Origin of the sequence: Paracoccus aestuarii (genome assembly GCF_028553885.1) — a bacterium.
Lineage (GTDB): Bacteria > Pseudomonadota > Alphaproteobacteria > Rhodobacterales > Rhodobacteraceae > Paracoccus > Paracoccus aestuarii.
This window is the reverse complement of record NZ_CP067169.1, coordinates 1,985,584-2,008,789: the sequence shown is the minus strand read 5'-3', so window position 1 is coordinate 2,008,789 and position 23,206 is coordinate 1,985,584. Positions and strand designations below refer to the sequence as shown.

The window sequence follows — 23,206 nt, the reverse complement described above, 5'->3', positions numbered from 1 at the left end:
CCCCCGGGCAAGGTGACGCGGGCCCTATTCGGGATGCGAGGGCGCCTTGCCCGAGACCGCGCGATGCGGCCGTGTCACGTCGCGCAGATCCAGGTTGATGCATTCCACCTCGGCCAGGATCGTGCCGTCGCCCGCGAAATCCAGCGTCAGGCGGCCGGTGCCGTCCTCGCCCGGCTGCCAGCGGATCGCCAGCAGCGACAGCACGGTGCCCTCGTCGCGGTCCACGCCGTCGCTGACCACGCGCATCACGTCGCCGATGACCAGGACCGATCGCACGCGTTCGAAGTCGCGGCCCTGGGCCTGTGCGTCGGTCGCGTCCTCCCACCGGAAGCGCGTGAGCAGCAGGGCCAGACGCCGCGCCTTGGCGTCATGGCTGATGTCGCCGGCGGTCAGGACCGCGTCCTGGACCAGCGAAGACAGGATGCGCAGGTCCACCTCGTCCTCGGCCCTCAGGGCCAGGGGGCGGGGGTCGGCATCGGCAAAGCGGGCATCCTCAGTCATGCGGGTCCTCCTTCACGCGTTCGATATGGGCGCCCACGCCGCGCAGCTTGCGCACGACATGCTCATAGCCCCGGTCCAGGTGATAGACGCGGCTGACCGTCGTGGTTCCCTCGGCCGCCATCCCCGCCAGGATCAGGCTGACCGAGGCGCGCAGATCCGTCGCCATGACGGGCGCGCCGCGCAGCGTCTCGACGCCCGTGACGGTGGCATGGCCGCCCTGCACCTCGATCTGGGCGCCCATGCGGGTCAGTTCCGGCGCATGCATGAAGCGGTTCTCGAAGATCGTCTCCTCCAGGACCGAGGTGCCCTCGGCCAGGCACATCAGCGCCATGAACTGGGCCTGAAGGTCGGTCGGAAAGCCCGGGAAGGGTTCGGTGCGGACATTCACCGCGCGCACACGGCCGTTGGGCCGGGCGACCCGGATGCCGCGTGCGGTCTCCTCCACGGTCAGGCCGGCCTCGTCCAGCTTCTCGCAGAAGGCCGCCAGCAGCTCGATCCGCCCGCCCAGCAGCTCGACCTCGCCGCCGCACATGGCCGGCGCCAGCATATAGGTCCCCAGCTCGATCCGGTCGGTGACGACCGGATGGGTGGCGCCGTGCAGCGCATCGACGCCCTCGATGGTGATGGTGCCGGTGCCCTCTCCCTCGATCCGCGAACCCATCGCGCGCAGGCAGCGGGCCAGGTCCACGATCTCGGGCTCGCGCGCGGCGTTCTTCAGGACGGTCGTGCCGCGGGCCAGGGTCGCGGCCATCAGCGCGTTCTCGGTCGCGCCGACCGAGACGACGGGAAATTCGAAGACCGCGCCCCGCAGCCCGCCCGCGGGCGCCTTGGCATGGACATAGCCGTCGCGCAGGTCCAGCGCCGCGCCCATCGCCTCCAGCGCCCGCAGATGCAGGTCCACCGGCCGCGCCCCGATCGCGCAGCCCCCGGGCAGCGACACCTCGGCCACCCCGTCGCGCGCCAGCAGCGGCCCCAGCACCAGGATCGAGGCGCGCATCTTGCGCACGATGTCGTATTCCGCCCGGTGGCTGGTCAGCGCATGGCTGGACAGGGCCAGCACCTGGCCGTCCTGCAGGCTGGCGACCTCGGCCCCGAGCGATCCCAGCAGCGCCGTCATGGTGCGGATGTCCGACAGGCGCGGCGCGTTGGTCAGCGTCAGCGGCTGGTCCGTCAGCAGCGTCGCCGGCATCAGCGTCAGGCAGGCGTTCTTGGCGCCCGCGATGGGAATTTCCCCCTGCAACGGGCCGTTCCCCGTCACGACGATCTGGTCCATCAGCTGTCCTTGCCTGTATCGCCGCCCGTCTGCGGGGCGGTCGTGTTATCCTCGGACCCCGCCCGGGCGCGGGCCTGTTCCTTGCGCCGCGCCAGATTCGCCCGCAGCGCCTGTTTCAGGCGTGCGTCGCGGCTGTCGGGTCGCTTGGGGCCATCGCGTCGGTCGTCGGTCATGGCTGACCTGTTAGCGCCCCGCGCGCCCCGCGTCCAGCAAACGCGACGCGCCCCCGCGGTCCTGCGGAATTTTCGCGAAATTTTCCGCCGACCCCTCTTGCGCCTCCCCGCGGCCCGGTCTAAACGCCCCTTCACCGGCGCTGTGGTAGCTCAGTGGTAGAGCACACCCTTGGTAAGGGTGAGGTCGAGAGTTCAATCCTCTCTCACAGCACCATATCATCCCCATGATATGACCGCCCCACGACCCAGGGCTGAACCCATCCCCGCCGCGCACGTTTCCTTCCCCAGAAGGAGGCCGCCATGACCGACCCGTCCCGTGATCCCGCATCCCTCGACCGCTTCGTGACCGCGCAGCGCGGCACCCATGACGCGGCGCTGGCCCAGCTGCGGCGGGGCCGCAAGACCGGGCACTGGATGTGGTTCGTCTTTCCCCAGCTGCGCGGGCTCGGCCGGTCGCAGACCGCGCAGGTCTTCGGCATCGCCGATCTGGACGAGGCCCGCGACTATCTGGCCCATCCGATCCTGGGGCCGCGGCTGCGGGACTGCACCGCCGCGATGCTGGGCCATGACGCCCTGACGGCCGAGGATATCCTGGGCCCCGTGGATGCGATGAAGCTGCGATCCTCGGCGACGCTCTTCGCCGCTGCGGGGCAGGGTCCCGAACCGTTCGATCGGGTGATCGCGCAATTTTACGGCGGGCAGCCCTGTCAGGCGACGCTGGCGATGCTGGGGCGGGGCGGGGCGCGATGACGGTCCTGCACACGCCGGACGGGCGCTATATCGTGGTGCGGGGACGGCTGTGGCGGGCGGCGGATCCCTCGCTGGACCCGGATCTGCGCGCGGATCTGGTCTCGGCGCTGATGGATGCGCGGCGGGCGGTCAAGGATGCCAAGGCCGCCGCCGATCCCGAGGCCGAGGCGCGGGCGCGGCGCGCCGTGGACGATGCCAAGACCCGCTTGGGCGAACGCGGCCCGGTCTGGTGGACGGACGGCGCGCCGGACCTGAACCGCCGGATGATCCGCGACACCCCCTATGCGGACTGGTTCGAGGGGCTGGGCTGACCGGTCAGGCCCCGGCCAGCACATGCACCATCACGGCGGCAAAGAAGACCGCGCTGGCCGTCATGACAAAGCCGTGCCAGATCGTCCGGTGGAACCGCAGCCGGGGCGAGACATAGAAGCCGAACCCCGCCGTATAGAGGATCCCCCCCGCCAGGATCAGCCCGAAGGCGCGCGAGGACATGTCCGCGAACAGCGCCCCCCCGGCCACCGCGCCGGACCATCCCATCACCAGATAGAGCGTGATGGCCGCCCCCCGGAACCGGTTCGGCGCCAGGCTGCGCAGCCCGGCCCCCAGCAGCGCGCAGCCCCAGATCCACACCAGGAACCAGCCTGCGGGCTGGGCGGCGGCCAAGGCAAAGGCGGTATAGGTCCCCGCGATCTTCAGATAGATCGCCGAATGGTCCATCTGGCGCAGCATCTCGGACCAGCGCGCCGAATGCGCCATGTTGTAGAGCGTCGAACACAGGATCATCGCCACCAGCGTCGCGCCATAGATCGACACCCCGACCAGCGCCAGCCCTCCGGCCTGCGCCCAGGTCAGCGTGATCAGCACGGGCACCGCCATCAGCGCGGCGGCCAGCCCGACCGCATGCACCATCATGTCCGACAAAGTCTCGGCGCGGCTGTAGCCGGCGCGCTGCGGCATCATGAGGGGCATGGTTCGGTCCTGAGGTTGCGCGGCGACCATAATCGGAATGGGCCCGGTATGAAATGGATGACCGTGCCTGTCGGCCAGCGGCGCATTGACGCCCGCGGGCGGCGCTCAGCGCCAGTCCCGGATCAGGGCGGGCAGCGCCTCGATCAGGTCGTCGGCGATCAGGCCCGGGCCGTGCAGGCGGGCGGCGGCGCCGTGCAGGCGGACGGCCAGGCATGCGGCCTCGAATCCCGGCAGGCCGCGGGCCATCAGCCCGGTGATCAGGCCCGCCAGCACGTCGCCCGCGCCGGCGGTGGCCAGCCACGGAAGATGCGGGTCCGAATGGATCGCAGCCCGGCCGTCGGGGGCGGCGATGACGGTGTCGGGGCCCTTCAGCAGGACGGTGGCACCAATGCGGGCCGCGGCCCTGTGTAGGGTGGCCAGCTTGCCCGGAGCATCCGGCGCGTCGTCGGACAGGCACTGCGCAAGGTCCGGGAATAGGCGCGCGAATTCGCCCTGATGCGGGGTCAGGACCGTGTCGCGGGGCAAGGGGCCCGGCGCGCGGGCCCAGGCCGTCAGCGCATCGGCATCCAGCACCGTCGGGCGGTCGGCCGCGACGATCGCGGGCAGCAGCGCGGCCGCGCGATCCGTCCCGCAGGCGGGGCCGATGCAGACGGCCAGCGCGCGGCGGTCGGAGAGGGGGGCCTCCAGCGCCCGGGCGTCATCGGCGAGGCGACACATCAGCGCATCGGGCGGGCCCGCGTGATCGGACAGGGCCGATGCGGGCGGGGCCAGCGTCACCAGCCCCGCCCCCACGCGCAGCGCAGCACGAGCCGCCAGCCGGGCCGCGCCACCATGGCCCGGGGGCCCGGCCACCACCAGCGCCGCGCCATGGGTGAACTTGTGCCCCGCGGGCGCGGCGGTCTTGCGCAGCCACTCCCCGCGCGCCGGATCGCCCGGATGGCCGAGCCTGGGCCACAGCGCCGTGATCCGCCCCCTGCGCCGGAAGGCCGACAGGCCGATATCCGCGACGACCAGCCGCCCGCAGAGTGCAGGGCCTGCCTCCAGCAGGTGGCCGGGGCGGGGGCTGTCGAAGGTGACGGTCATCGCGGCGCGGGGCATGTCATCAGGCAGGGCGCCGCGCGGATGGCCGGGCAGGATGCCGCGATCGAGGCAGAGCCCGCTCGGCCCGTCCACCGCCACGACGGTCAACCCGACCATCGCCGTCAGAATCGCCCGGATGGCGGGATCGGGCGGGCGCGACAGGCCCGCGCCCAGCATCGCGTCGATCACCAGATCGGGGCGGGGGCCGCTGCGGAAGGTCGCGGCATCCAGCGGCTCGACCGGGCCGGGCCAGCGGGCGCGGGCGGCCGCGGCGTCGCCGCCCGGCCGGGTGGGCGCGCCCAGCACCCGCACCCGCCAGCCCGCCTCGGCCAGGCTGCGCGCCACGACATAGCCGTCACCGCCATTGTTGCCCGCACCGCAGAGCACCGTGACCCGCCCCGCCCGGGGCCAGTCCAGCCGCACCCGGTCCGCCACCGCCCGCCCCGCCCGCGTCATCAGGTTCAGCCCCGATGCGACCCCGCTGCCCATTGCCGCGGATTCCATGGCGCGCATTTGGGCGGTGGTGACGATTTCAGCGCCCTCGAGCATCGGCATTGACCATTCCTTGTGCTGTGTGTCTAATTTATGGGCAGTTCGCCCGGACAAACCCCGCCCGGATCGACAAGTTCATGCTGGCGCATTTACGCCGTGGATCAAACGCGCCAATCAATCAGCAGGCAAGCCGCGAGGAAGGGTCAATTGCGATGAAGAAGATCGAGGCGATCATCAAGCCGTTCAAGCTGGACGATGTGAAGGAGGCGCTGCAGGAAGTCGGCGTGCAGGGCCTGTCCGTCACCGAGGTCAAGGGCTTCGGGCGCCAGAAGGGTCACACCGAGCTTTATCGCGGCGCGGAATACGTGGTCGATTTCCTGCCCAAGGTGAAGATCGAGATGGTCCTGCCCGACGATCAGGTCGAGGCCGCCATCGAGGCCATCGTGGGTGCCGCCCGCACGGAAAAGATCGGCGACGGCAAGATCTTCGTGCTGCCCGTCGAACAGGCCATCCGCATCCGCACCGGCGAGACCGGCGACGACGCGGTCTGATTGCGGCCCGAGGCCACGCATGAAACCCATGGACGGTTCCCGGACCAGCCCCAAGGGCGGCCGGGTCCCGACGACGCAGAAAGGGAAGAGATGACTATCAAGGACGTTCTGAAGATGATCGAGGATGAAGACATCGCCTATGTCGATGTCCGCTTCACCGATCCCAAGGGCAAGCTGCAGCACGTGACGCTGGACCGCGACCTGGTCGACGAGGACTTCTTCGAGGAAGGCTTCATGTTTGACGGCAGCTCGATCGCGGGCTGGAAGTCGATCGACCAGTCGGACATGAAGCTGATCCCCGATCCCAGCTCGGTCTATATCGATCCGTTCTATGCCGAAAAGACGCTCTGCGTGCATTGCAACGTCGCCGAACCCGACACGGGCGAGGCATACAGCCGCGATCCGCGCGGCACCGCCGCCAAGGCCGAGGCCTATCTGAAATCGACCGGCATCGGCGACACCGCCTATTTCGGTCCCGAGGCCGAGTTCTTCCTGTTCGACGACGTGCGCTATTCCGTGACGCCGCAGAAGGTCAGCTTCCAGATCGACGCCAGCGACGCCGCCTGGAACACCGACACCGAATACGAGATGGGTAATACCGGCCATCGCGCGGCCCACAAGGGCGGCTATTTCCCGGTCAACCCGGTCGATGCGGCCCAGGACATCCGCGGCGAGATGCTGTCCACCATGAAGCGCATGGGGATGAAGGTCGACAAGCACCACCACGAGGTCGCATCCGCCCAGCACGAGCTGGGGCTGATCTTCGGCGGTCTGGTCGAACAGGCCGACAACATCCAGAAATACAAATACGTCATCCACAACGTGGCCCATGCCTATGGCAAGTCCGCGACCTTCATGCCCAAGCCCATGAAGGGCGACAACGGCTCGGGGATGCACGTCAACATGTCGATCTGGAAGGACGGCAAGCCGCTCTTCGCGGGCGACAAATATGCCGACCTCAGCCAGGAGGCGCTCTATTTCATCGGCGGCATCCTGAAGCATGCCAAGGCGCTGAACGCGCTGACGAACCCGTCGACCAACAGCTACAAGCGCCTGATCCCGGGCTTCGAGGCGCCTGTGCTGCGCGCCTTCTCGGCCCGCAACCGGTCGGGCTGCGTGCGGATCCCGTGGACGGAATCGCCCAAGGCCAAGCGCGTCGAGGCCCGCTTCCCCGATCCGGCGGCCAACCCCTATCTGTGCTTTGCGGCCCTGCTGATGGCGGGCCTGGACGGGATCAAGAACAAGATCGACCCGGGCCCGGCATCCGACAAGGACCTCTACGACCTGCCGCCCGAGGAACTGGCCGAGATCCCGACCGTCTGCGGGTCCCTGCGCGAGGCGCTGGAGGAGCTGGAGAAGGACATGGACTTCCTGCTGCAGGGCGACGTCTTCACCCGCGACCAGCTGGAGGGCTACATCGCCCTGAAATGGGAAGAGGTCTATGCCTATGAGCATACGCCCCACCCGGTCGAATACGCGCTGTATTACAGCTGCTGATCCACCGGTCAGCGAACGGATCGGGGGCGGCCTGCGGGCCGCCCCCTTTTTTGGTCATTCGGCCGCGATCGCCTCGGCGGTCGGATAATCGACATAGCCCTTGGCGCCGCCCTCGTAGAAGGTCGAGGGGTCCTGTTCGTTCAGGTCCAGCCCCCGGCGGAAACGCTCGACCAGGTCCGGGGTCGCGATGAAATCGCGCCCGAAGGCCACCGCATCGGCGCGACCCTCGGCCAGCAGGGCCTGGGCGCTGTCGCGGGTCAGGCCCTCATTGGCGATGACCGGGCCGCCGAAGGCGTCGCGGATCGCGTCCAGCAGGCTGTCCGGGGCCAGATGCTCGCGCAGGAACAGGAAGGCCACGCCGCGTTCGCGCATCCGCCGCGCGACATGCGTGAAGAGCGCGCGCGGATCGCTGTCGCCCATGTCATGGCTGTCGCCGCGCGGCGCCAGATGCACGCCCACGCGGTCGGCGCCCCAGACACCGATCACGGCATCGGCGATCTCCTCCAGCAGGCGGGTGCGGTTCTCGATGCTGCCGCCATAGCGGTCGTCGCGCGCATTGCTGCGGTCCTGCAGGAACTGGTCGATCAGATAGCCGTTCGCGGCATGGATCTCGACCCCGTCAAAGCCCGCATGGCGGGCATTCTCGGCCGCCTGGCGATAGGCCTCGACGATGCCGGGGATTTCGTCCGTGGCCAGCGCGCGGGGCGTGACATAGGGGCGCTTGGGGCGCAGCAGGCTGACATGGCCGCCCGGCTGGATGGCCGAGGGCGCGACCGGGGTCTGGCCGTCCAGCAGTTCGGGATCGGAGATCCTGCCCACATGCCACAGCTGCGAAAAGATCAGCCCGCCGCGTTCATGGACCCGCGCGGTGACCTTGGACCAGCCCGCCACCTGCGCCTCGGACCACAGGCCCGGCGTGTCGCGATAGCCGACGCCCATGGGGGTGACGCTGGTCGCCTCGGCCAGGATCAGGCCGGCGCCGGCGCGCTGGCCGTAATATTCGGCGATCAGATCGCCCGGCACGCGGTCGGCCTCGGCGCGGCTGCGGGTCAGGGGGGCCATCACGATCCGGTTGCGCAGGGTCACCGCGCCCAGGGTCAGGCTGTCGAACATCGAGGACATCGCGTCCTCCTTCTTGCTGTTGCGTGTCATGTCGGGGGCCGCTTTGGCCCGGGCTGCTGAACTGTTGGCGGCGGGGGGGGATTTCAAGACCCCCGGCCACGGCGTCACATGGGCGTCAGCCATGCGAAATTTCGGCATATCTTGTTCCCGCCATCTTCCCTCACACGATATCTGACCGTATTCAGAACCCATGGATATCCTGCTTCTGACCAGTTTCACTGCCGTGCTGTTCCTGCTGATCGCGGCGGCGGAGCCGCTGGCGGCGCGCATCTCGGTGCCGTTCAGCGTGATGCTGGCCGCGGTGGGCATCCTGATCGGCGGCGGCGCGATCCTGTTTCTGCGCACCGACCTGACCGACACGCTGAACCCCATCGCCGAGGGCATCCTGTCCCTGCCGATCCGGTCCAGCGTCTTCATGTATGTGTTCCTGCCCACGCTGATCTTTCAGGCGACGCTGGAGATGAACATCCGGCGGATGCTGGATGACTGGGTGCCGATCCTGACCTTGGCGGTGGTGGCGGTGGTCGCGGCGACCATGACCATCGGCTATGCGCTGCATTGGGCGGGGGTGCCGCTGATGGTGGGCCTGCTGATCGGGGCGATCGTGTCCACGACCGATCCTTCGGCCGTGGTCAGCATCTTCCGCAGCCTGTCGGCCCCCAAGCGCCTGGCCCGCATCGTCGAGGGCGAGAGCCTGCTGAACGACGCCGCCGCCATCGCGCTGTTCGGCCTGTTCATGAGCTATGTGATGCTGGGCGTGCCGAACCCCACGCTGATCGAGGCCTTGGGCCAGTTCCCCGAACTGATCCTGGGCGGCGTGTTGGCGGGCTGGGTCGTGGCGCGGATCGCGGTGGCGCTGATGGGCCTTTTCGCGCGGTTCGAGACGGCGCAGATCTCGGTCTCGGTCGCCGTGCCCTATCTGGCCTATATCGGGGCGGAACAGCTCTTGGGCGCATCGGGTGTGATCGCGGTCGTGGTCGCGGGGGTGACGCTGAACTTCATGGGGCCGGGGCGGCTGGCGCCGGCCTTCTGGGTCAACCTGCGCGAGGTCTGGGGCCTGCTGGCGCATTGGGCGGGGGCGCTGATCTTCATCCTGGCCGCCCTGCTGATCCCGCGCCTGCTGGGCGAGGTGCGGCTGACCGACCTGTTCCTGGTGGGGGTGGTGATCGTCGCGGCCTTCGTGGCGCGGGCGCTGATCCTGTTCGTGCTGCTGCCGGTGCTGACGGGGCTGCGCCTGTCGCCGCGCATCCAGCGGCCCTATCGCGTGGCGATCATGTGGGGGGGGCTGCGCGGCGCCGTCACGCTGGCCTTGGCGCTGGCCGTCACCGAAAGCCTGCGCGTCCCGGTCGAGACCAAGCGCCTGGTCGGCATCCTGGCCACGGGCTTCACGCTGTTCACGCTGATCGTGCAGGGGACGACGCTGCGATCGGTGATCGGCCTTCTGGGCCTGGACCGCCTGTCGCCGCTGGACCGGGCGCTGTCCAACCAGGTCGTCGCCGTCGCCCTGCAATCCGTGCGCGAAGGCGTGGCATCGGCCACCGAGAATTACGACCTGACGCGCGAGACCGTGCGTTCCGAGGCCAAGCGTTTCGCAGCGCGGCTCGACGATGCCGTCGCCCGCGCCGAGGCCGAGGACAATGCCGAGATCCTGGACCGCGACCGCATCACCTTGGGCCTGATCGCGCTGGCGGGCCATGAACGCGAGGTCATCCTGCAGCGGTTCCGCGAACGCGCCATCTCGGCCCGGCTGTCGGAACAGGCGCTGTTCGACGCCGACCGCCTGATCGAGGGTGCGCGGTCGGGCGGGCGCACCGGATACCAGCGCGCTTCGCGCAGCGCGCTCGGCTATGGGCCGGCCTTCCGGCTGGCGGCGTTCCTGCGCAACCGGCTCGGGATCGGGCGGTTCCTGGCGCGGATGACCGCCGACCGCTTCGAGATGCTGCTGGCAAAGCGGCTGATCCTGCGCGACCTTCACGGCTTCATCGACCGGCGCATCCGCCGCATCCATGGCCGCCGGGTGGCCGAACTGCTGCATGAATTGCTGAACCGCCGGATCGAGGCGGTCGAGACCGCGCTGGAGGGTCTGCGCCTGCAATATCCCGGCTATGCCGAGGAGCTGGAGCGCCGCTTCATCCGCCGCACCGCGCTGCGGCTGGAGGAGCGCGAATACAACGCCATGCGCGAGGACGGGCTGATCGGATCCGAGGTCCATACCCAGCTGATGGCCGACATCACCCGCCGCCGCCAGCAGACCGAAAGCCGACCCAAGCTGGACCTGGCGCTACGCAAGAACGAGCTGGTGCGCCAGTTCCCGCTGTTCTCGGACCTGGACGATGCGGAGCTGCGCCGCCTGACGCGGGTGCTGCGCACGCGATACGTCAATGCGGGCCATGTGATCACGCGCAAGGACACGCCCGCGCGGTCGGTCTTCTTCGTGGCCTCGGGGGCGGTCGAACAGCAGGTCGCGGGCCAGGTCACGCGCCTCGGCCGGGGCGAGATGTTCGGCCAGATGGGCGTGCTGACCAGCCGCATCCGCCGGACCGAGGCCCGCGCCATCACCCCCACCAGCCTGCTGGTCCTGGACGAGGAGGGGTTCCGCCGCCTGCTGAAGCGCTCGCCCGCGCTGCGTCAGGCGGTGCGCGACAGCGTGGTGGGCAAGGCATCCGCGGGCGAGGTCCTGCGCCTGCCGGAATTCCGTCTGGACGCGCAATCGCCCTCGATCCCCGGCGGGCGGGCCGGGGCCGCGGATGCGGCGGCCGAACCCGCCGAACCGCTTGGCGGGGACGCGCCGAAGGGCTAGAACGGCGGTCCGAAGGACCACAGGAGGCCCGCATGGACCAGTCGCAGACCACCGCCCGCATCGCCCGCCGCATCGCGGGTGAAATCGGTGCCACCCCCGCCCAGGTGGGCGCGGCCACCGATCTGCTGGACGGGGGCGCCACGGTCCCCTTCATCGCCCGTTACCGCAAGGAGGCGACGGGCGGCCTGGACGACACCCAGCTGCGGACCCTGGCCGAACGCCTGTCCTATCTGCGCGAGATGGAGGCGCGGCGCGCCGCGATCCTGGGCGCCATCCGCGACCAGGGCAAGCTGACCGACGACCTGGCCCGGACGATCGCGGGCGCCGAGACCAAGGCCGCGCTGGAGGACATCTATCTGCCCTTCAAGCCCAAGCGCCGCACCAAGGCGATGATCGCGCGCGAGAACGGGTTGGAGCCGCTGCTGCGCGCCATCCAGGCAGACCCGCGCAGCGATCCGGCGGCGCTGGCCCCGCGCTTCGTCACCGGCCCGGTCGAGACGCCCAAGGCCGCGCTGGAGGGCGCCCGCGACATCCTTGTCGAGGAGCTGTCCGAGCGCGCCGACCTTCTGGGCCGGCTGCGCGACTTTATGCGCAGCCATGCCGTGATCCGCGCGCGCCTGGTCCCCGGCAAGGAGCAGGAGGGCGCGAAGTTCAGCGACTATTTCGACCATGCCGAGCCTTGGGCCCGCATCCCGGGCCACCGCGCCCTGGCCATCCTGCGCGCCGCCAAGGAGGAGGTCGTGACGCTGGAGATCGCAGCCCCCGAGGATCAGGCCGACCGCCCGGAGGGGATCACCGCCCAGGCCCTGGGCCAGCTGGGGCAGGGGCCGGGCGCGGATTGGCTGCGCCAGATGGCGGGCTGGGCCTGGCGGGTGCGGCTGTCGAACACGATGTATATCGACCTGCTGACCGAGCTGCGCACCCGCGCCCATGCCGAGGCGATCGGCGTCTTTGCCCGCAACCTGCGCGACCTGCTGCTGGCCGCCCCCGCGGGCCCGCGCGCCGTTCTGGGCCTGGATCCCGGCATCCGCACCGGCTGCAAGATCGCGGTGGTCGATCCGACCGGCAAGCTGCTGGACACGGCCACCATCTATCCCTTCCAGCCCAAGAACGACCTGCGCGGGGCCGAGGCGAGCCTGGCCATGCTGATCCAGCGCCACGGCGTCGATCTGATCGCCATCGGCAATGGCACCGCCAGCCGCGAAAGCGAAAGGCTGGTGGCCGATGTCCTCAAACGCCTGCCCAAGGGGGTGCGCGCGCCGACCAAGGTGATCGTCTCGGAGGCCGGCGCCTCGGTCTATTCCGCATCCGAGCTGGCGGCGAAGGAGTTTCCGGACCTGGATGTCAGCCTGCGCGGCGCGGTCAGCATCGCGCGCCGTCTGCAGGACCCGCTGGCGGAACTGGTCAAGGTCCCGCCCCAATCCATCGGCGTGGGCCAGTACCAGCATGACGTGGACCAGCGCCAGCTGGCCCGCGCGCTGGAGGGCGTGGTCGAGGATGCAGTGAACGCCGTGGGCGTGGATCTGAACACCGCATCGGCGCCGCTTCTGGCGCATGTGGCGGGCTTGGGCCCGTCCCTGGCGCAGAACATCGTGGCCCATCGCGACGCGACCGGGCCCTTTCCGTCCCGCGCCGCGCTGAAGAAGGTCGCGGGCCTCGGCCCCAAGGCGTTCCAGCAATGCGCGGGCTTTCTGCGCGTGCCGGGCGGGACCGAGCCGCTGGACGCCTCGGCCGTCCACCCGGAGGCTTACGGCGTCGCGCGCCGCATCGTCGCCGCCTGCGGGCGCGATCTGCGGGCCGTGATGGGCGATGCCGCGACGCTGAAGACGCTGCGCGCGCAGGATTTCGTGACCGAGGATTTCGGCCTGCCCACCGTGCGCGACATCCTGGCCGAGCTGGAAAAGCCCGGCCGCGACCCGCGCCCCGGTTTCGTCACCGCGAACTTCGCGGACGGGGTCGAGGCGATCGGCGACCTGCGCCCCGGCATGGCGCTGGAGGGGACGGTGACCAATGTCGCGGCCTTCGGCGCCTTTGTCGATATCGGCGTGCATCAGGACGGTCTGGTCCATGTCAGCCAGCTGGCCGACCGTTTCGTGCGTGACCCGCATGAGGTGGTCAAGGCCGGCGACGTGGTCCGCGTCCGCGTGACCGAGGTTGACGTGGCCCGCAAGCGCATCGGCCTGACCATGCGCAAGGATATGCCCGCCCAAGGCGACCGGCCGAGGCCCGCCCAGACCCCGAAGCCCGCGCGCCCACAATCGGCCGCCCCCCGCGATGCCGGGCCGGGCAGCTTCGGCTCGGCCTTGGCCGATGCCCTGCGCCGGAGGTGAGGCGATGAACCCGCTGGACGATGCCGCGCACCGCGCCTTCCTGATCGCCGACGCGCATCGGGCGCTGGATTTCTTCGATGCCAGCCTGCGGCCCCAAGGCGGGTTCCATGCACTGGATCACGACGGCACCCCCTTGGACGGCCCGCAGGAATTGCACGTCACCACGCGCATGGTCCATTGCCAGGCCTTGGCCCAGATGGCCGGGCGGGACGACCGCGCGGGGGTGATGGATCACGGGATGCAGGCGCTGTGGCACCTGCATCGCGACGCGGATCACGGCGGCTATCACTGGGCGCTGCGCGACGGGCAGCCGGTCGAGGGGCCGAAGCTGGCCTATGGCCATGTCTTTGTCCTGCTGGCGGCTTCGGGCGCGCTGATGCGGGGCCATCCGCTGGCGCGTCCGCTTTTCGACGACATCACCCGGGTCCTGGACGCGCATTTCTGGGACGAGGATGCGGGCCTTTTCCGCGACGAGTTCACCCGCGACTGGCGGCCCTTTTCGACCTATCGCGGGATGAACGCGAACATGCACGGGGTTGAGGCGCTGCTGGCCGCGCATGAGGCGACGGGGGCGCGGGTCTTTCTGGACCGCGCGGGGCGGATCCTGGATTTCTTCGTCACGCGGCAGGCCGCGGCGCGGGACTGGCGCATCCCCGAACATTATGGCGCCGATTGGCGGCCCGACCCGGATTATGCCGGCGATCCCATGTTCCGCCCCGCGGGCACAACGCCCGGCCACAGCGTCGAGATGGCGCGGCTGACCCTGCACTGGTGGGACCTGGCCGGGCGCCCGGATGACGGCACGCCGGACCGGGCGCGGGCGCTGGTCGACCGTGCGCTGGCCGATGCCTGGGATGCCGAACAGGGGGGCTTGGCCTATACGATCGCCATCGGCGGCGGCGTCGCGGATCCCGCGCGTTACTGGTGGCCCGTGACCGAGGCGATCGGCGCGCTGGCCGCGCTGCTGAAGCTGGACCCCCGGCCCGGTGATGCAGACTGGTATCGGCGGCTGTGGGATTTCGCGGACCGGCGGCTGATCGATCACGCGCGGGGCGGCTGGTTCCCGCAGGCCGGTCCGGACGGTCCGGTTCAGGACGGCCATTTCGCGGGCAAGCCCGATCTCTACCATGCGTTGCAAGCCGATCTGCTGCCGCTCGCGCCGGGGCTGTCGCGGCAGATGGGCGATTTGTCGCAGGCCCGGCCCCTGCGGCTGACGGAGCGCGTCGGCTGACGCTTGGCGCTTGACAGGGCCGGGCGATGGCCACAAGCCTTGACGATAGTCGCCCGCATTGCAGCATCACCGATTTCGGGAACGTCCTGACCCATGGTTGCCATCGATCCGAACATCCGTGCCCTCGACCTGCTGGGCGGGGCCGAGGCCGGGTTTGCCCTGTCGGTCCTGGATTCCTCGCCCGACTGCATCAAGATCCTGGATCTGGACGGCCAGCTGCGGTTCATGAACGGCAATGGCCTCTGCGCGATTGAGATCGACGATTTCGCATCCGTCGACCGCCGCGCCTGGCCCGCGCTGTGGCCCGCCGCCGCCCATCACCTGCTGAACGGCGCGTTGGAGGCCGCCCGTCAGGGCCAGGTCACCCGGTTCGAGGCCTTCTGCCCCACCGCCAAGGGCACGCCCCGCTGGTGGCATGTGACCGTGTCGCCCATCCGCGACCGGTCCGGCGCGGTCACCCGCATCCTCGCCTCGTCGCGCGACGTGACCGACATGGCCGAGGCCCGCGCCCGGCTGGAGGAGGAGATCGCCAAGAAGGACGCCGCCATCGCCCGCCAGAAGGTGCTGATGGGCGAGATCGACCACCGGGTGAAGAACAGCTTCGCCTCGGTGATCGGGCTGTTGCGGATGCAGGCGCGGATGCAGTCGACGGGCTAGGGCGCGCCGCAGCTGCTGGACGCGGCAAACCGGATCGCGACCCTGGCGCGGGTGCATGACCAGCTTTATCTGGACCCCGGGGCGCGGGACCTGTCGCTGCGCGACTATGTCGCGGGGCTGGCCGCCGATCTGGCGCAGGCGCTGAACGTGCGTGTCAGCACGCATGACCGGCTGGACGAGGGGCACCGCGTCTCGCCCGGGCAGGCGGCGGCGATCGGCCAGATCCTGGCCGAGCTGATCGGCAATGCCGCCAAGCACGGCCATCCCGGCCACCATCCCAGCATGGAGCTGACGCTGGAACAGCAGGGCCGCCAGCTGCGGCTGAGCCTGGTCGATGACGGCCCCGGCCAGCCCGAGGGGTTCGACCCCGACCATTCCAGCGGGCTGGGGATGCAGATCTGCCTGATCTATGCCCGCCAGATGGACGGTCGGCTGGATCACGGCGCGGGTCCGGAAGGCGGCGCGCGGTTCGACGTGACGCTGCGTCTGGATGACGGCATCGCGGCCTGACCCGCATGGTCCCGGCGGGACCCGTTGACATCGGCGCGGGCGGCGGGCACCGCTCGACCGCGCTTCCCTCAGCCCGACAGGAGAATTCGATGCGGATGAAGATCGACGTGACGCTGGACTATGCCATGAGCAATCCCGGTCCGGCCTTGCTGGTGATCGAGGCCGCGGGCGTGCAGGGCCAGGTGCTGAACCGCGCCACCATCGACCTGGGCAACCCCCAGAAGCTGGCCCGTGTCCCCGCCGAGGAAGGCATCGGCGAGCGGCTGATCCTGCGCGTGGCCGAACGCCTGACCTGCCGCTATTCGGCCGAGGTCGAGGTGACGCGCCCGCGCCCCGATCTGCGCAGCCTGCGCGCCGCCGAGATGGAGGACATGCCCGGCGACGCGCTGCGCTATCTGCTGCCCTCGCGCTATTGCCAGGCCGAGCGGTTCACCCATTTCACCGGATCGCGGTTCGAGGGGCTGACCGGCGGCGCCCTGGTCGCCGAGATGCGCGATTGGGTCGAGCGCAACCTGGACTATGTGGCGGGCGCCAGCGACGGCAACACGACCGCGGCGGACACCTTCCTGGACCGGCGGGGGGTGTGCCGCGACTATGCGCATCTGCTGGTCGCGCTGTGCCGGGCGGCCCAGATCCCCGCGCGCATCGCCAGCGTCTATGCGCCCCCGGTCCATCCGCAGGATTTCCATGCCGTGGCGCAGGTCTATCTGAACCATGAATGGCACCTGGTCGATCCGACCGGCATGGCCACGGCCGATCAGATGGCGCTGGTGGCGGTGGGCCGCGATGCGACCGACGTTGCGTTCCTGACGACCGTCTCGGACACGGAGCTGGTCACGCAGCGGGTCGAGGTGACGCCGCTCTGACCTTTCAGATCAGGGCCAGGGCCAGCAGGCCCAGCCCGGCCAGCGCCACCGCCCGCCGGATCAGCGCGATCCCGCGGGCCAGATCGGCCGGGCCGGGATCGGGCGCGCCGGCGTTCAGCCACGGTTCCTCCGCGACGCGGTCGCCATAGACGCGCGGCCCCGACAGGCGGATGCCGAGCGCGCCCGCCATCGCGCCTTCGGGCCAGCCGGCATTGGGGGACCGATGCGCCCCCGCATCGCGCCAGGCCACCGTCCAGGCCGCCCGCCGCCCCGATGCCAGCGCGATCAGCCCCGCCGTCAGCCGCGCCGGGATCAGGTTGGCCGCATCGTCCAGCCGCGCCGCGACCATGCCGAAATCTGCATGGCGCGGGGTGCGGTGGCCGATCATCGAATCCATCGTGTTGATCGCCTTGTAGGCCGCAATCCCCGGCAGCCCGCCCACCGCCGCCCAGAACAGCGGTGCGATGATGCCGTCGCTGGCATTCTCGGCCAGGCTCTCCAGGCTGGCGCGGGACAGGGCGGCGGCGTCGGCGCGGCGCAGGTCGCGCCCCACGATCATCGCCGTCGCCGCCCGCGCCCCCGCGATGTCGCCCGCCCGCAGCGGGACCAGAACCGCGCGCAGATGCTGGTCCAGCGACCGCGCCGCGACCAAAGGCCATGCCAGCACTGCCGCCACCCACGGCCCCAGCCAGGCCTGCAGCAGGGCCGCGGGCACCACCGCCGCGGCCAGGACCAGCACCACCGTCATCGCCCCCTTGGCCCGGCGCGCGGCCCCCCGGTTCAGCCCCCGGTCCAGCGCCGCGATCAGCCGCCCGGCCCAGGTGACGGGGTGGCCCACGCGCCGGAACCAGGCCGCGGGCCAGCCGATCAGCGCATCCAGGATCAGCGCCGTCAGCGCGATCGCGGCCATCAGGCGGCCCCGAGGGTGATGTTGGTCGCCTCGACGGCCCAATCGGACCCGGCGCGGCGCAGGACGGTCATCGACAGCGGATCGACCGAAAAGGCCAGCGCGGCGGGCCCCACCACCATCGACAGCGCCGCGCGCACGGTGCCCGCATGGGCCACGATCAGCGTGTCGCGATCCAGCCCGCGCAGCAACGGGACGACCCGGGCCGCCATGTCGTCGAAGCTTTCGGCGCCCTCCGGCCGGTGGCGGGCCAAGGCCTGGGGCGGCAGGGGCCCCAGATCGGGCAGGCGGTCGAAGGGCAGGCCCTGCCACGCGCCCAAGTCCTGTTCCCACAGCGCGGGCTCCGCCCGGTCGGGTGTCAGTGACAGGGCCGCCGCCGTCTGGCGACAGCGCAGCGCCGGGCTGACCAGCACCTGCGCACCGCGGGGCAGGTGCGGCGCCAGCGCCCCCGCGCCCGTGCAATCGGCGGGCAGGTCGCGCCGGCCCACCACGCGGCCGTCGCCGATGATCGGTGCATGGCGCAGGATGGTCAGCCGCATCACGTCCCCCATGGGTTCAACCGCCCCTGATTGGCCCGCCCGGCGGATGGCCGCAAGGCCGCTTGACGCAGGGGGCTGCGGCGCGCAGCCTTCTTGACGCGGCATGGCCCGCTGAGATATTGAAATGAACAAGCGTTCAATAACCGGGGAGGGGGGATCGCGATGTTCTCGAAGGGCATGGAATTCGATCTGGGCGATGACGTGAACGCGCTGCGCGACATGGTGCATCGGTGGGCGCAGGACCGCGTCGCGCCCCTGGCCGCCGAAACCGACCGCAGCAACGCCTTTCCCAACCAGCTCTGGACCGAGATGGGCGATCTGGGCCTGCTGGGCATCACCGTGGCCGAGGAGTTCGGCGGCGCGGGCATGGGCTATCTGGCCCATGTCATCGCCACCGAGGAGATTGCGCGGGCCAGCGCCTCGATCAGCCTGTCCTATGGGGCGCATTCGAATCTCTGCGTGAACCAGATCAAGCTGAACGGCACGGATGAACAGCGCGCGAAATACCTGCCCGACCTGTGCAGCGGCAAGGCGGTCGGCGCCTTGGCCATGTCCGAGGAGGGCGCGGGCAGCGATGTCGTCGGCATGAAGCTGCGGGCCGAGAAGCGGAACGACCGCTATGTGCTGAACGGCAGCAAATACTGGATCACCAACGCGCCCGACGCGCAGACGCTGGTCGTCTATGCCAAGACCGACCCGGATGCGGGGTCCAAGGGCATCACGGCCTTCATCGTCGAACGCGGCATGGCGGGGTTTTCGACCAGCCCGCATTTCGACAAGCTGGGGATGCGCGGGTCGAACACGGGCGAGCTGATCTTCGAAAATTGCGAGATCCCCTTCGAGAACGTCCTCGGCGAGGAGGGGCGCGGCGTGCGCGTCCTGATGTCGGGGCTGGATTACGAACGCGTGGTCCTGTCGGGGATCGGCACGGGCATCATGGCCGCCTGCCTGGACGAGGTGATGCCCTATGTCGCCGAACGCCGCCAGTTCGGCCAGCCGATTGGGTCCTTCCAGCTGATGCAGGCCAAGATCGCCGACATGTATGTCGCGCTGAACACCGCGCGGGCCTATGTCTACGAGGTCGCGCGGGCCTGCGATGCGGGCCGCGTGACGCGCCAGGACGCGGCGGGGGCGGTGCTCTATGCCAGCGAACAGGCGATGGTGCAGGCCCATCAGGCCGTCCAGGCCATGGGCGGGGCAGGTTTCCTGAACGACAGCGCCGTCAGCCGCCTGTTCCGCGACGCCAAGTTGATGGAGATCGGCGCCGGCACCAGCGAGATCCGGCGCATGCTGATCGGGCGCGAGCTGGTGGGCCTGGTCTGATGCGCGCGCTGCTGGCCTTGGCGCTGATGGCGGCCCCGGCCTGGGCGCAGGATCCGCCGCCTTTCGATCCCGCCCCGGTCCTGGCCTGCCTGGAGGAGGATGGCCAGGACTGCCCGGGCCTGGCCGCCGCCGCCTGCATGGAGGGGCCGGGCGGGTCATCGACCTATGGCATGAGCTATTGCCTGGGGCAGGAGCTGGATTTCTGGGACGCGCGCCTGAACGAGGCCTATGGCCGCGTCGGCGAACAGGCGGATGCCGCGGATGCGGAACAGGACCGCTTGGGATACCAGGCCCCGCAGCAGCGCCCGGCCCTGCGCGACATGCAGCGCGCCTGGATCGCGTTACGCGACGCCTCCTGCAGCTACGAGGCGTCGCGTTGGGGCGGTGGCACCGGGGCGGGCCCGGCCTATGCGGAATGCGCGCTGAGCCTGACCGCGCGGCAGGCGATGCTGCTGGACGGCTATCTGCGCGAAGGTCCGTGACATGGCGCGGCTGCTGCATCACGCCGACCATGCGCGGCTGCGCCGGGATTTCCGCTGGACCTTGCCCGACCGGCTGAACATGGCCGATCAATGCCTGGCCCATGCGCCGGACCGCGTGGCGATCATCGAGCATGACGGCGCGCCCCGGCCGGTGACCTTCGGCGCGCTGGCCGCGATGACCGCCCGGCTGGCCCATGCGATCGGGGCGGCTGCGGGCGACCGGGTGGGGGTGCTTCGGACGCAATCGGCCTGGACGGCGGCGGCGCATCTGGCGGTGTGGAAATCGGCGGCGATCTCGGTGCCGCTGTTCAAGCTCTTCGGGCCCGACGCGCTGGACCTGCGGCTGACCGATGCGGGCGTCACGACCGTCATCACCGACCCGGAGGGGCGCGCCATGCTGGCCCCGTTCCCCCATCTGCGCGTGATCGTCCCCGAGGACGGCCTGGCCGATGCCGGCCCCTTCGCCACGCGCCCCACCGGCCCCGAGGATCCGGCGGTGATCATCTACACCTCCGGCACGACGGGGGCGCCCAAGGGCGCGCTGCACGGGCACCGGATGCTGACCGGCCACCTGCCCGGGGTCGAGATGTCGCATGACCTGCTGGGCCAGCCCGGCGACGTGATCTGGACGCCCGCGGACTGGGCCTGGATTGGCGGGCTGTTCGATGTGGCGATGCCGGGGCTGGCGCTCGGGGTGCCGGTCGTGGCCGCCCGGATGCCGAAATTCGACCCGGATGCCGTGGCCCGGCTGATCGCGGATTGCGCCATCCGCAACGTCTTCTTTCCGCCGACCGCGCTGAAGATGCTGAAGGCCGCGGGGGTCACCCTGCCGGGGCTGCGCAGCGTCGCATCCGGGGGCGAGACGCTCGGCGCGCCGATGCTGGATTGGGGGCGCGAGGCCTTCGGGCTGACCATCAACGAATTCTACGGCCAGACGGAATGCAACATGGTCGCATCCTCGGCCTCGGCGATGTTTCCGCCGCGCCCCGGTGCCATCGGCAAGGCCGTGCCCGGATTCGACGTGGCCGTGATCGACGATGCGGGCCAACCCACGGATGCCGAGGGCGACATCGCCATCCGTCGCGGCGCGGGGTCGATGATGCTGGGCTATTGGCGGAACGCTGATGCGACGGCGGCCAAGTTCCGCGGCGACTGGATGGTGACCGGGGACCGGGGCGTGATCCAGGACGGATACATCCGCTTCAAGGGCCGCGACGACGACGTGATCACATCCGCCGGTTACCGCATCGGCCCGTCGGAGATCGAGGATTGCCTGCTGCGCCATCCCGCCGTCGCGCAGGCGGGGGTGATCGGCAAGCCCGACCCGATCCGGACCGAGATCGTCAAGGCCTATGTCGTCCTGCGCGCGGGCCATGCGCCCTCGGACGCGCTGGCCGCTGAGTTGCAGGACCATGCCCGACGGCTCTGCGCCGCCCATTCCTATCCGCGAGAGATCGCCTTTCTGGACGCGCTGCCCCTGACCGTCACCGGCAAGGTGATGCGGCGCGAATTGCGACAACTGGCCTTGGCCGAGGAGACCGCCCGATGAAACTGAGCTCTGCCGCGCTACCCTCCTCGGACGCCTTCCGCGCCAATCGCGAGGCCCATCTGGCCATGCTGGACCAGGTGCGCGAGGCCGCCCAGGCCGCCGCCGCCGGGGGCGGCCCCAAGGCGTTGGAACGTCACACCAGCCGCGGCAAGATGCCCCCGCGCGAACGGGTGGCGAACCTGCTGGATCCCGGCTCGCCCTTCCTGGAGGTGGGCGCGACCGCCGCGCATGGCATGTATGACGGCGCGGCCCCTGCGGCGGGGGTGATCGCGGGCGTGGGCCTTGTCCATGGCCAGCAGGTGATGGTCGTGGCCAATGACGCGACGGTCAAGGGCGGCACCTATTACCCAATGACGGTCAAGAAACACCTGCGCGCGCAGGAGATCGCCGAGGAATGCCATCTGCCCTGCCTCTATCTGGTCGATAGCGGCGGCGCGAACCTGCCCAACCAAGACGAGGTGTTCCCCGACCGCGACCATTTCGGGCGCATCTTCTTCAACCAGGCGCGGATGTCGGCCAAGGGCATCCCTCAGATCGCCGTGGTCATGGGATCCTGCACCGCCGGCGGGGCCTATGTGCCCGCCATGTCGGATGTGACCATCATCGTGCGCGGGCAGGGCACGATCTTTCTGGCCGGTCCCCCCTTGGTCAAGGCCGCGACGGGCGAGGTCGTCACCGCCGAGGATCTGGGCGGCGGCGACGTGCATACCCGCCTGTCCGGCGTGGCCGATTACCTGGCCGAGGATGACGCCCATGCCCTGGCCATGGCGCGCCGCGCCGTCAGCCATCTGAACCGGCGCATGCCCGACACAGTGCTGTGGCAATCGCCCGAACCCCCCGCCTACGATCCGGCCGAGATCCTGGGCGTCGTGCCCGCCGATCTGCGCACCCCCTATGACATCCGCGAGGTGATCGCCCGGATCGTCGACGGATCGCGCTTCGACGAGTTCAAGGCGCGCTTCGGCGAGACGCTGGTGACGGGCTTTGCCCATGTCGAGGGCTGCCCCGTGGGCATCGTCGCCAATAATGGCGTGCTGTTTTCCGAGGCCGCGCAGAAGGGCGCGCATTTCATCGAACTGTGCAGCCAGCGCGGCATCCCGCTGGTCTTCCTGCAGAACATCACCGGCTTCATGGTCGGCCGCAAATATGAAAACGAAGGCATCGCGCGGCACGGCGCCAAGATGGTCACGGCGGTGGCCACCACCAATGTGCCCAAGATCACCATGCTGGTCGGCGGCAGCTTCGGCGCGGGCAATTACGGCATGTCGGGCCGGGCCTACAGCCCCCGCTTCCTGTGGACCTGGCCCAACAGCCGGATCAGCGTCATGGGCGGCGAACAGGCGGCGGGCGTGCTGGCCACGGTGCGCCGCGACGGGATCGAACGCGCGGGCGGCCAATGGTCGGCCGAGGAGGAGGCCGAATTCAAGCGCCCCACCATCGAGATGTTCGAACGGCAGAGCCACCCGCTCTATGCCTCGGCGCGGCTCTGGGATGACGGGATCGTGGATCCGCGCCTGTCGCGCGAGGTGCTGGCCCTGTCCCTGCGCGCCAGCCTGAATGCGCCCATCGAGCCGACGCGCTTCGGCCTGTTCCGGATGTGAGGG

At 70.2% G+C, this 23,206-nt stretch carries 21 protein-coding genes, 1 tRNA gene and 1 pseudogene; 15 read left to right on the top strand and 8 right to left on the bottom strand.

What is annotated here, in order from left to right; all coding sequences use genetic code 11:
• Nucleotides 1-24: 24 nt before the first annotated feature.
• Genes JHW48_RS10235 through JHW48_RS10225 form a run of 3 tightly spaced genes read right to left on the bottom strand, consistent with a single transcriptional unit; the run spans nucleotide 25 to nucleotide 1,947 of the window.
• Complete coding sequence (locus JHW48_RS10235; protein ID WP_119887629.1) at nucleotides 25-501, bottom strand: DUF2948 family protein; 477 nt, start codon at nucleotides 499-501, stop codon at nucleotides 25-27.
• Nucleotides 494-1,774 (bottom strand): UDP-N-acetylglucosamine 1-carboxyvinyltransferase, encoded by a 1,281-nt coding sequence (gene murA, locus JHW48_RS10230; protein ID WP_119887628.1) that lies wholly within the window; start codon nucleotides 1,772-1,774, stop codon nucleotides 494-496. The genes JHW48_RS10235 and murA overlap by 8 nt, the downstream gene beginning before the upstream one ends.
• Nucleotides 1,774-1,947 (bottom strand): hypothetical protein, encoded by a 174-nt coding sequence (locus tag JHW48_RS10225; protein WP_170152368.1) that lies wholly within the window; start codon nucleotides 1,945-1,947, stop codon nucleotides 1,774-1,776. Before JHW48_RS10225 ends, murA begins: the two co-directional genes overlap by 1 nt.
• 139 nt (nucleotides 1,948-2,086) lie before the next feature.
• Between JHW48_RS10225 and JHW48_RS10220 the strand changes: the two genes are divergently transcribed.
• The 3 genes from JHW48_RS10220 to JHW48_RS10210 all read left to right on the top strand — a co-directional run bounded on the left by JHW48_RS10220 (nucleotide 2,087) and on the right by JHW48_RS10210 (nucleotide 3,008).
• A tRNA-Thr gene (locus JHW48_RS10220) sits at nucleotides 2,087-2,161 on the top strand.
• Nucleotides 2,162-2,247: 86 nt separating this feature from the next.
• Nucleotides 2,248-2,697 (top strand): DUF1810 domain-containing protein, encoded by a 450-nt coding sequence (locus JHW48_RS10215; RefSeq protein WP_119887627.1) that lies wholly within the window; start codon nucleotides 2,248-2,250, stop codon nucleotides 2,695-2,697.
• Nucleotides 2,694-3,008 (top strand): hypothetical protein, encoded by a 315-nt coding sequence (locus JHW48_RS10210; protein ID WP_119887626.1) that lies wholly within the window; start codon nucleotides 2,694-2,696, stop codon nucleotides 3,006-3,008. The genes JHW48_RS10215 and JHW48_RS10210 overlap by 4 nt, the downstream gene beginning before the upstream one ends.
• A gap of 4 nt (nucleotides 3,009-3,012) precedes the next feature.
• Here the strand turns inward: JHW48_RS10210 and trhA are convergent, their stop codons facing one another.
• Nucleotides 3,013-3,666 carry a PAQR family membrane homeostasis protein TrhA gene (gene trhA / locus JHW48_RS10205; protein ID WP_240637965.1) on the bottom strand — a complete coding sequence of 218 codons (654 nt, stop codon included), beginning with the start codon at nucleotides 3,664-3,666 and terminating at the stop codon, nucleotides 3,013-3,015.
• 105 nt (nucleotides 3,667-3,771) lie between these two features.
• Nucleotides 3,772-5,301 (bottom strand): NAD(P)H-hydrate dehydratase, encoded by a 1,530-nt coding sequence (locus tag JHW48_RS10200; protein WP_272835594.1) that lies wholly within the window; start codon nucleotides 5,299-5,301, stop codon nucleotides 3,772-3,774.
• 149 nt (nucleotides 5,302-5,450) lie between these two features.
• Here JHW48_RS10200 and JHW48_RS10195 point away from each other — a divergent pair, with 149 nt between their 5' ends.
• Both JHW48_RS10195 and glnA read left to right on the top strand, forming a co-directional pair.
• Complete coding sequence (locus tag JHW48_RS10195; protein ID WP_090741575.1) at nucleotides 5,451-5,789, top strand: P-II family nitrogen regulator; 339 nt, start codon at nucleotides 5,451-5,453, stop codon at nucleotides 5,787-5,789.
• A 90-nt stretch (nucleotides 5,790-5,879) separates the two neighbouring features.
• Nucleotides 5,880-7,286, top strand: a complete 1,407-nt coding sequence (gene glnA, locus JHW48_RS10190; RefSeq protein ID WP_119886171.1) for a type I glutamate--ammonia ligase — start codon at nucleotides 5,880-5,882, stop codon at nucleotides 7,284-7,286.
• Nucleotides 7,287-7,340: 54 nt separating this feature from the next.
• On the opposite strand, the gene JHW48_RS10185 is transcribed toward glnA, so the two are convergent.
• Nucleotides 7,341-8,438 carry an alkene reductase gene (locus JHW48_RS10185; RefSeq protein ID WP_240637836.1) on the bottom strand — a complete coding sequence of 366 codons (1,098 nt, stop codon included), beginning with the start codon at nucleotides 8,436-8,438 and terminating at the stop codon, nucleotides 7,341-7,343.
• Nucleotides 8,439-8,598: 160 nt separating this feature from the next.
• Between JHW48_RS10185 and JHW48_RS10180 the strand changes: the two genes are divergently transcribed.
• From JHW48_RS10180 to JHW48_RS10155, 6 genes and pseudogenes are all read left to right on the top strand, one after another.
• Nucleotides 8,599-11,208 carry a cation:proton antiporter gene (locus JHW48_RS10180; RefSeq protein WP_119886172.1) on the top strand — a complete coding sequence of 870 codons (2,610 nt, stop codon included), beginning with the start codon at nucleotides 8,599-8,601 and terminating at the stop codon, nucleotides 11,206-11,208.
• Nucleotides 11,209-11,240: 32 nt separating this feature from the next.
• Nucleotides 11,241-13,538: a Tex family protein gene (locus tag JHW48_RS10175; RefSeq protein WP_119886173.1), complete on the top strand. Its 2,298-nt coding sequence runs from the start codon at nucleotides 11,241-11,243 to the stop codon at nucleotides 13,536-13,538.
• Between the two features lie 4 nt (nucleotides 13,539-13,542).
• Entirely contained in the window at nucleotides 13,543-14,769 is a 1,227-nt protein-coding gene (locus tag JHW48_RS10170; protein ID WP_240637837.1) for an AGE family epimerase/isomerase, read from the top strand.
• Nucleotides 14,770-14,862: 93 nt separating this feature from the next.
• Nucleotides 14,863-15,555, top strand: a pseudogene (locus tag JHW48_RS10165) (PAS domain-containing protein); the annotation flags it as partial.
• A complete protein-coding gene (locus JHW48_RS10160; RefSeq protein ID WP_272835854.1) occupies nucleotides 15,544-15,936 on the top strand; it encodes an ATP-binding protein in 393 nt (130 codons plus the stop codon). The pseudogene JHW48_RS10165 and the gene JHW48_RS10160, both read left to right, overlap by 12 nt.
• An 89-nt stretch (nucleotides 15,937-16,025) precedes the next feature.
• Nucleotides 16,026-16,802, top strand: coding sequence for a transglutaminase-like domain-containing protein (locus tag JHW48_RS10155; protein ID WP_119886177.1), 777 nt, complete (start codon nucleotides 16,026-16,028; stop codon nucleotides 16,800-16,802).
• A gap of 4 nt (nucleotides 16,803-16,806) precedes the next feature.
• On the opposite strand, the gene cbiB is transcribed toward JHW48_RS10155, so the two are convergent.
• The gene (cbiB, locus tag JHW48_RS10150) at nucleotides 16,807-17,712 is read right to left on the bottom strand and encodes an adenosylcobinamide-phosphate synthase CbiB (RefSeq protein WP_119886178.1); all 906 of its coding nucleotides are present in this window, start codon (nucleotides 17,710-17,712) and stop codon (nucleotides 16,807-16,809) included.
• Nucleotides 17,712-18,248, bottom strand: coding sequence for a histidine phosphatase family protein (locus JHW48_RS10145; RefSeq protein WP_119886196.1), 537 nt, complete (start codon nucleotides 18,246-18,248; stop codon nucleotides 17,712-17,714). The genes cbiB and JHW48_RS10145 overlap by 1 nt, the downstream gene beginning before the upstream one ends.
• Nucleotides 18,249-18,410: 162 nt before the next feature.
• Between JHW48_RS10145 and JHW48_RS10140 the strand changes: the two genes are divergently transcribed.
• Genes JHW48_RS10140 through JHW48_RS10125 form a run of 4 tightly spaced genes read left to right on the top strand, consistent with a single transcriptional unit; the run spans nucleotide 18,411 to nucleotide 23,203 of the window.
• Nucleotides 18,411-19,571, top strand: coding sequence for an isovaleryl-CoA dehydrogenase (locus tag JHW48_RS10140; protein WP_119886179.1), 1,161 nt, complete (start codon nucleotides 18,411-18,413; stop codon nucleotides 19,569-19,571).
• Nucleotides 19,571-20,053 (top strand): lysozyme inhibitor LprI family protein, encoded by a 483-nt coding sequence (locus JHW48_RS10135; protein WP_119886180.1) that lies wholly within the window; start codon nucleotides 19,571-19,573, stop codon nucleotides 20,051-20,053. The genes JHW48_RS10140 and JHW48_RS10135 overlap by 1 nt, the downstream gene beginning before the upstream one ends.
• 1 nt (nucleotide 20,054) lies before the next feature.
• Entirely contained in the window at nucleotides 20,055-21,602 is a 1,548-nt protein-coding gene (locus tag JHW48_RS10130) for an AMP-binding protein (protein WP_119886181.1), read from the top strand.
• The gene (locus JHW48_RS10125) at nucleotides 21,599-23,203 is read left to right on the top strand and encodes a carboxyl transferase domain-containing protein (protein WP_119886182.1); all 1,605 of its coding nucleotides are present in this window, start codon (nucleotides 21,599-21,601) and stop codon (nucleotides 23,201-23,203) included. Before JHW48_RS10130 ends, JHW48_RS10125 begins: the two co-directional genes overlap by 4 nt.
• Nucleotides 23,204-23,206 lie beyond the last annotated feature (3 nt).